The organism is Methylobacterium sp. E-066 (assembly GCF_022829635.1).
Lineage (GTDB): Bacteria > Pseudomonadota > Alphaproteobacteria > Rhizobiales > Beijerinckiaceae > Methylobacterium.
The window spans coordinates 25,601-33,526 of record NZ_JAKSYO010000073.1 but is presented as its reverse complement, the minus strand read 5'-3'; the positions used below and the strand labels follow the sequence as shown (position 1 = coordinate 33,526).

The window sequence follows — 7,926 nt, the reverse complement described above, 5'->3', positions numbered from 1 at the left end:
CCCTCCCCCGCAGAGGGGGGAGGGGACGCGCGGGTCGGTCTGATCTCCCGCTAAGACGACAAACAAGACTCCTCACGCCTGGTAAGGCTTGAGCCCGGCCGCGCGGACCGGCAAGATCGACGCCTTCCCCCGCCACATCAGACAGCCATGCCCCCAGCCCTCGCCGCCGACCTGTCGCTCGTACCGATGGCTGAGAAGAGCGCCGGTGCCTTTCGCACGATCAGCGAGGTCGCCGACGAACTCGACGTGCCCCAGCACGTCCTGCGGTTCTGGGAGACCCGATTCGGCCAGATCCGCCCGGTGAAGCGGGCGGGCGGCCGGCGTTATTACCGGCCGCAGGACGTCGAGCTCGTCGCCGGCATCCGGCAACTCCTCTACGTGCAGCGCTACACCATCGCGGGGGCGCAGCGGGTGTTGAAGGAGAACGGCATCCGCTTCGTCCAGGCCGTGGGCCGCGGCGAGGCCAAGGCCGCCGAGCCCCTGATCCAGGAGGTCGAGGGCGCGTCCGCGCTCCGGGCCGACACGCCCGACCGGGCGGCGCTGATGGGCGTGCTGGAGGATCTGCACGCCTGCCGCGCCCTGCTCGACGCCCTGCGCAGGCCCTACGACCGGGACGTGTGACGGCCGTCGCGGCCCTCGCCCTGCGCGAAAAGCGCCATGAGCACGCAACTTGCGGATCTGGCGAACTTTCCTGCCGGAACCCGCGTTGTCGCCCGCATGGCCGCGTCCAAACCCAAGCTGTCACCCAGCCAGGAACTGATGGCCCGCCTCATGCGGATCGTCCGTTCCTGCCCGGATGCGGCCTCGGAAGTCCTCGAACTGATGTTCCTGGTCAGCCAGATCGAGGCCGCCACCACGATCGATCGGGAATACCGGGACGCAAAGCGGGTGATCAGCCGCCTGCGCAATCCCCTGTGGGAGATGGGTCCGCCCGATCGGGAGAAGCTGCTGACCGCCGCCGAAACGATCCGCCGCGTCTGCCGCCTGCCCGAGGACCAGATTCCCCCGGTGCCGATCGCCGATGCCGGGGAGCGCGCCCGGGTCGAGGCCCGGCTCGCCGCAGCGCTCGCCGGCGAGTTCGACGCCGCCCAGATCGCCCGGGTCACCGGCGTCGTGGCCGCCGTGCTGCAGGAATAGGATCGGTTCCGGAAAAGATTCGGCGCAACGCCACTGTCCGGGACGGGACGTCGATCCCAAAACCCTCGACGGCCGCGTCGGGCGTCACCACATGCGTTTCAACCGATGGAAGGGGCGCCCGGGTATGAGCCCGGAATCCGGCCCCGGATCGGTACCGGAGAGACGCCGCCCATGACCGCCCTTCGTCCGCTCGCCGCGCTGCTCGCAGGGGGCCTGATCCTCGCAGGACCGGCCCAGGTCCCGGCCTTTGCCCAGACCACGGTGACGCGCTCCAAGACGGTCGCCCCCGGCAAGACCGTGCGGCTGGAGATCGCCCCGAATCTCAAGAAGGACTGCACCCCCGGCCCGATGCCGGAATTCAAGGTTTCCGGCGCGCCCAAGAACGGCTCGGTGATCACCAAGGTCGGCAAGCTGAAGACGCCGGCCAGCTATCGCTGCCCCAACAAGGAGGCCGCGGTGCAGGCTCTGTTCTACCAGCCCAACAATGGCTTCACCGGCTCCGACGAGGTGACCTTCGAGGTCAAGGGCGCCGACGGGCAAGTGCAGACCCAGAACATCAAGATCACCGTCGGGGCGGCGGGTTCAAAATCCGGGGACGATGCCAAGAAAGAAGGCACGGATCTCTAAGCAGAGGCAGGAAACCCTGGCGCGTGCATAGTTTTTCATCCTAAATTGCTCGCCCGAAGGAGACCGAAATCAACGTTGAACCTGGTTGAGGCCGCGTTTTGGCCAGACGAGTGTTGCAAGCAATCGACAGGCCGGCGGCGCGTTCGCCGCGCTGCGACAAAAGCGGGCCTGTCGGTTGCATCCGAGCCGAGACAGGATGAAGCTGTCAGGGTCTGAGAGGGTTATCGAATGTCGATGCATGCGACGAACGACCTTTTCCAGAGCTTCGCCCGAGGGTACGAGGCCCGCCGCGATACGGAGATGACACTCTCCGAGTATCTCGAGGCCTGCCGCGACGAGCCGCTGATGTATGCCACGGCTGCCGAGCGCATCCTGGCGGCCATCGGCGAGCCGGAATTCGTGGACACCGCCAAGGATTCCCGCCTCGGCCGGATGTTCATGAACCGGACGATCCGGACTTACCCGGCGTTCCGCGAATTCTACGGGATGGAGGAGACGATCGAGCGGATCGTCTCGTTCTTCCGCCATGCCGCGCAGGGGTTGGAGGAGCGCAAGCAGATCCTCTACCTGCTGGGCCCGGTGGGCGGCGGCAAGTCGTCGCTGGCCGAGCGGCTCAAGCTGCTGATGGAGGTCCACCCGATCTACGTGCTCAAGGCCGGGGACGAGGTCTCCCCGGTGTTCGAGAGCCCGCTCGGGCTGTTCGACCCCGACACGATGGGCGAGGAGATCCAGAAGCGCTACGGCGTGCCGCGCCGCCGGCTCACCGGGCTGATGAGCCCCTGGGCGCTCAAGCGCCTGGACGAGTTCAACGGCGACATCTCGCGCTTCAAGGTGATCAAGGTCCGGCCGTCGCGGCTGCGGCAGATCGGCATCGCTAAGACCGAGCCGGGCGACGAGAACAACCAGGACATCTCCTCGCTGGTCGGCAAGGTCGACATCCGCCGGCTGGAGACCCTGTCCCAGGCCGATCCCGATGCCTACTCCTACTCGGGCGGCCTCAACCGGGCGAACCAGGGCGTTCTCGAATTCGTCGAGATGTTCAAGGCGCCGATCAAGATGCTGCACCCGCTGCTCACGGCGACGCAGGAAGGCAACTACGTCGGCACCGAGAATATCGGCGCGATCCCGTTCACCGGGGTGATCCTGGCCCACTCGAACGAATCCGAGTGGCAGACCTTCAAGACCAACAAGAACAACGAGGCCTTCATCGATCGCATCTACGTGATCAAGGTCCCGTACTGCCTCCGGGTGACGGAGGAGCAGCACATCTACGAGAAGCTGATCTCCGGCTCCGAACTCTCGGACGCGGCCTGCGCGCCGGGCACGCTCGAGATGCTGGCCCGGTTCTCGGTTCTGTCGCGCCTGCGCGAGCACGCCAATTCCAACGCCTTCTCGAAGATGCGTGTCTATGACGGCGAATCGCTCCGCGAGGTCGATCCGCGCGCCCGCTCCATGCAGGAATACAAGGACGCCGCCGGGGTCGACGAGGGCATGGATGGGATCTCGACCCGCTTCGCCTTCAAGGTGCTGGCCGCGACCTTCAACCACGACACCACCGAGGTCTCGGCCGATCCGGTGCACCTGATGTACGTGCTGGAGCAGTCGCTCCGCCGGGAGCAGCTGCCGCCCGAGACCGAGAAGAAGTACCTGGAATTCATCAAGACCGAGCTGGCCCCGCGCTACGCGGAGTTCATCGGCCACGAGATCCAGAAGGCCTATCTCGAATCGTATCACGATTACGGCCAGAACCTGTTCGACCGCTACATCGACTACGCCGATGCGTGGATCGAGGATCAGGACTTCAAGGATGCCGAGACCGGCCAGTTGCTGAACCGGGAGCTTCTCAATCAGGAGCTCACGAAAATCGAAAAGCCTGCGGGAATCGCCAACCCGAAGGATTTCCGCAACGAGGTGGTCAAGTTCGCCCTGCGGTCGCGGGCCCAGCATGGCGGCCGCAACCCGAGCTGGACCAGCTACGAGAAGCTGCGCGAGGTGATCGAGCGGCGCATGTTCAGTCAGGTCGAGGAACTGCTGCCGGTGATCTCCTTCGGCTCGAAGAAGGACGGCGACACCGAGAAGAAGCACGGCGAGTTCGTCGAGCGCATGGTCGCCCGCGGCTACACCGAGCGGCAGGTCCGCCGCCTGGTGGAATGGTACATGCGGGTGAAGCAGGCCGGCTGAGGGACGAAGACTCCGCCCGGGGTCGAGCCCGGGCGGCCAAGTTTCGACCCTCCGCCGCCATAGTTTCGGACGACCGGCCGGCGAGGCTCGCAAGCATGATGTGGGAAAAGGAAAATCCGCTTTTCCGAACTCATCATCTGGGAGCGGCGCGTTAGACCAGACTGTGCGAAAGAGGGAAGCCTCTTTCGGAGGGCAGCATGGTATAACGGGAGGCTAGAACCGGCCGGAGCACGCGGGACGAGGGTTTTCGCAGCGTATGCACATCGTCGACCGACGCCTGAACCCGGGGGGCAAGAGCCTCCCCAACCGCCAGCGCTTCCTGCGGCGCGTGAAGGATGTTGCCCAGCGCGCCGTGCGCGAATCCGCCCGCGAGAAGGACATCAAGGATCTCGGCAAGGACGGCCGGGTGACCGTACCCGCCGACGGCGTGCGCGAGCCCCGGTTCTCCCGCCAGCCCGGCACCGGCCTGCAGGACCACATCCTGCCGGGCAACAAGACCTACGTGGAAGGCGACACGATCGAGCGCCCGCCGGGCGGCGGCGGTGGCCGCGGCTCCGGCGAGGGCGGGGAGGGCGGCGAGAACAGCGAGGACGCGTTCCGCTTCGTGCTCACCCGCGAGGAGTTTCTGGAACTGTTTCTGGAGGATCTGGAGCTTCCGGATCTCGCCAAGCGGCGTCTCGCGGTGGTCGACACGGAAGGGATGCGCCGGGCCGGCTACACGGTGACCGGCTCGCCGGCCAACCTCGCCCTGACCCGGACTTTGCGCAACTCGATGTCCCGGCGCATCGCCCTCAAGCGCCCGAAGCCCGAAGAGGTCGCGGCTTTGGAGGCGCAGCTCGCCGAGATGCGCGAATCGGATCCCGGCCGGCCGGACCTGGAGCAGGCGCTCCTGAAGCTCCGCGAGCGCGCCAAGCGCATCCCCTATGTCGACCCGATCGACCTGCGCTTCCGCCGGTTCGAGCCCTATCCGCGCCCGATCGCCCAGGCCGTGATGTTCTGCCTGATGGACGTGTCCGGCTCGATGACCGAGCACATGAAGGACCTCGCCAAGCGGTTCTACATCCTGCTGCACATCTTCCTGACCCGCCGCTACCGGCACGTGGAGATCGTGTTCATCCGCCACACCGACCGGGCCACCGAGGTGGACGAGGAGACCTTCTTCGGCTCCCGGGAGACCGGCGGCACGCTGGTCTCCTCGGCGCTGGTGGAGATGAAGCGGGTCATCGCCGAGCGCTACGACCCCAACGACTGGAACATCTACGCCGCGCAGGCCTCGGACGGCGACAACGTCTCCTCGGACGGCCCGACCTCGACGGAGCTGCTGCGCGCCCACATCCTGCCGGCCTGCCAGCACTTCGCCTATCTGGAGGTCGGCGACGAGAACGGCCCCCGGGCCGGGTTCGTGGAGCACCGCACCACCCTGTGGCGGACCTACGAGGCCATCGCCAAGGCCGGCGGCCCGATCGCCATGCGCAAGGTCAACCACCGCCGGGAGATCTACCCGGTGTTCCGCGAGCTGTTCGGCCGCAAGGACGCCCGGGCCGAGGCGGAGGCTTAGCGATTTTCCCCTCCCCCTTGCGGGAAGGGGTAGGGGTGGGGGTCGTTCAGGATCGAGCGTCGTGGTCTCTTCTGCACCACCCCCACCCCCGGCCCCTCCCCGCAAGGGGGAGGGGAGACAGGTTGAGGAGTAGGGTTTCATGGTGACCAGCCTGAGCCGCCCGTCGAGCAAGTCGCCGATCTCCGGCGGCCAAAAGCCCCTGTTCACCGGCAACGATTGGGATTTCGACACGATCCGGCGCATCCACGACGCCTGCGAGGCCATTGCCGGGCCGGAGCTGGGGCTGTCCTGGTACCCGAACCAGATCGAGATCATCACGGCCGAGCAGATGCTCGACGCCTACGCGTCGATCGGCATGCCGCTGTTCTACAAGCACTGGTCCTTCGGCAAGCACTTCGCCCAGCACGAGGCCGGCTATCGGCGCGGCCTGATGGGGCTCGCCTACGAGATCGTCATCAACTCGGATCCGTGCATCTCCTACGTGATGGAGGAAAACACGGCGACGATGCAGACCCTGGTGATCGCCCACGCTGCCTTCGGTCATAACCACTTCTTCAAGAACAACTATCTGTTCCGGCAATGGACCGATGCCGAGGGCATCCTCGACTATCTGGACTTCGCCAAGGGCTTCATCACCCGCTGCGAGGAGCGCTACGGCCACCAAGCGGTGGAGCAGGTGTTGGACGCCGCCCACGCGCTGATGAGCCAGGGCGTCCACCGCTACCCGCGCAAGAAGCGGCCGGACCTCGCCTCCGAGCAGCGCCGCGAGCGCGAGCGGATCGAGCACGGTGAGCAGATCTACAACGACCTGTGGCGGACCCTGCCGCAGAAGACCGGCGCGGTGCGTCCGGACCTGGCCGCCGAGCGGCGCAAGGCCCTGCTCGAACTCCCGCAGGAGAACATCCTCTACTTCCTGGAGAAGGTCGCGCCGCGGCTGCGTCCCTGGCAGCGCGAGATCCTGCGCATCGTCCGGCTGGTGGCGCAGTATTTCTACCCGCAGCGCCAGACCAAGGTGATGAACGAGGGCTGCGCGACCTACAGCCACTACCGGATCATGAATTCGCTCTCCGAGAAGGGGCTGATCACCGAGGCCGCCTATCTCGAATTCCTGCAATCGCACACCAACGTCATCCGGCAGCCGAACTACGACGACCGCTCCTATGGCGGCCACAACCCGTACGCGATCGGCTTCGCGATGATGCAGGACATCGCCCGCATCGTGGAGCAGCCGACGCAGGAGGACCGCGAGTGGTTCCCGGACATCGCCGGCACCGGCGACGCCATGGCGGTGCTGCGCGATTGCTGGGCGAATTACCGCGACGAGAGCTTCATTCAGCAGTTCCTGTCGCCCAAGCTGATGCGCGACCTGCGCCTGTTCCACGTGGTCGACGATCCCGAGGAGCCGGAGCTGCGTGTCGAGGCGATCCACGACGAGCGCGGTTACCGCAAGATGCGCCGCTCCTTCGCGCGCCAATACGATGTCGCCTGGCTCGACCCGGATATCGAGGTGGTGGACGTGGATCTGGAGGGCGACCGCCGCCTGATCCTGCACCACAAGGCGATCAACAAGATCACATTGCAGAAGGACGACGCCAAGCGCGTGCTCCAGCACCTCGCCGACCTGTGGGGCTACGACGTGGTCCTCAAGGAAGTGGAGCCGGCAACCGGCACGGTGTTGGGGGAGATCAGCGCCAGCGCGCGGCCGATCTTTTTTTGAAGGTTTTTCCGGGGGGGCGTTGTCCCACCCACCCCCTCATCCTGAGGTGACGGGCGATCGAAGATCGGCTGGCCTCGAAGGAGCCCTCCAGGGATCGCGCGGCCGCTGGAGGGCTCCTTCGAGGCCTCCGCTCCGCTTCGGCACCTCAGGATGAGGTCGTGGATTGGATCAGCCGCGGATTGCCTCACCCCCCAACCCATGCTGCAACCAGGCATGAGCGCCCCGATCCTCACCCTCGAAGAAACGAAAAATTTCCTCGACCGGGAATTCCCGCAGATGCAGGCGGGCGGGCGGGCGTTTCATCTGGAAGCGGTGGGGCCGCTCTCGGCGCGGATGCGGATGGAGGGGCAGGAACGCTTCCTGCGGCCCGGGGGCACGGTGTCGGGGCCGGCCATGATGGCGCTGGCGGATTACGTGCTCTACGCCGCGATCCTGGCCCAGATCGGCCCGGTCGCCCTGGCGGTGACCACGAGCCTGACCTTCAACTTCCTGCGCAAGCCCGCCCCCGGTGACCTGCTGGCGGAATGCCGGCTGCTCAAGCTCGGGCGGCGCCTAGCGATGGGCGAGGTCGGGATCACAGTCCCGGGCAGCGACGACCTCGTCTGCCACGCCACCGGCACCTACGCGATTCCGCCGCGCTAGAGCAGGATGACGCTGCCTTGGCAGGGCAGTCGGCGGAGCGGACTCAAACGTCGGTCCGGTCCTG

7 protein-coding genes are annotated in these 7,926 nt (G+C 66.5%); all 7 read left to right on the top strand.

Features of this window, described 5'->3' with window-relative positions; translation table 11 throughout:
- Positions 1 to 147: 147 nt before the first annotated feature.
- The 7 genes from MKL20_RS08405 to MKL20_RS08375 all read left to right on the top strand — a co-directional run bounded on the left by MKL20_RS08405 (position 148) and on the right by MKL20_RS08375 (position 7,862).
- Positions 148 to 621: a MerR family transcriptional regulator gene (locus MKL20_RS08405; RefSeq protein WP_244036292.1), complete on the top strand. Its 474-nt coding sequence runs from the start codon at positions 148 to 150 to the stop codon at positions 619 to 621.
- A 96-nt stretch (positions 622 to 717) separates the two neighbouring features.
- A complete protein-coding gene (locus tag MKL20_RS08400; protein ID WP_243970007.1) occupies positions 718 to 1,137 on the top strand; it encodes a hypothetical protein in 420 nt (139 codons plus the stop codon).
- 171 nt (positions 1,138 to 1,308) lie between these two features.
- Entirely contained in the window at positions 1,309 to 1,764 is a 456-nt protein-coding gene (locus MKL20_RS08395) for an Ig-like domain-containing protein (protein ID WP_244036291.1), read from the top strand.
- Positions 1,765 to 1,992: 228 nt separating this feature from the next.
- Positions 1,993 to 3,945 (top strand): PrkA family serine protein kinase, encoded by a 1,953-nt coding sequence (locus tag MKL20_RS08390; RefSeq protein ID WP_243969891.1) that lies wholly within the window; start codon positions 1,993 to 1,995, stop codon positions 3,943 to 3,945.
- 256 nt (positions 3,946 to 4,201) lie between these two features.
- Complete coding sequence (locus MKL20_RS08385; protein WP_243969893.1) at positions 4,202 to 5,503, top strand: YeaH/YhbH family protein; 1,302 nt, start codon at positions 4,202 to 4,204, stop codon at positions 5,501 to 5,503.
- A gap of 139 nt (positions 5,504 to 5,642) precedes the next feature.
- Positions 5,643 to 7,220, top strand: coding sequence for a SpoVR family protein (locus tag MKL20_RS08380; RefSeq protein WP_243969895.1), 1,578 nt, complete (start codon positions 5,643 to 5,645; stop codon positions 7,218 to 7,220).
- A gap of 213 nt (positions 7,221 to 7,433) precedes the next feature.
- A complete protein-coding gene (locus tag MKL20_RS08375) occupies positions 7,434 to 7,862 on the top strand; it encodes a PaaI family thioesterase (protein ID WP_244036290.1) in 429 nt (142 codons plus the stop codon).
- The last annotated feature ends 64 nt before the right edge of the window (positions 7,863 to 7,926 follow it).

Coding starts and splice junctions, on each gene's coding strand:
- MKL20_RS08405 (WP_244036292.1), top strand. CDS start 148: ATGCCCCCAGCCCTCGCCGCCGACCTGTCGCTCGTACCGATGGCTGAG.
- MKL20_RS08400 (WP_243970007.1), top strand. CDS start 718: ATGGCCGCGTCCAAACCCAAGCTGTCACCCAGCCAGGAACTGATGGCC.
- MKL20_RS08395 (WP_244036291.1), top strand. CDS start 1,309: ATGACCGCCCTTCGTCCGCTCGCCGCGCTGCTCGCAGGGGGCCTGATC.
- MKL20_RS08390 (WP_243969891.1), top strand. CDS start 1,993: ATGTCGATGCATGCGACGAACGACCTTTTCCAGAGCTTCGCCCGAGGG.
- MKL20_RS08385 (WP_243969893.1), top strand. CDS start 4,202: ATGCACATCGTCGACCGACGCCTGAACCCGGGGGGCAAGAGCCTCCCC.
- MKL20_RS08380 (WP_243969895.1), top strand. CDS start 5,643: ATGGTGACCAGCCTGAGCCGCCCGTCGAGCAAGTCGCCGATCTCCGGC.
- MKL20_RS08375 (WP_244036290.1), top strand. CDS start 7,434: ATGAGCGCCCCGATCCTCACCCTCGAAGAAACGAAAAATTTCCTCGAC.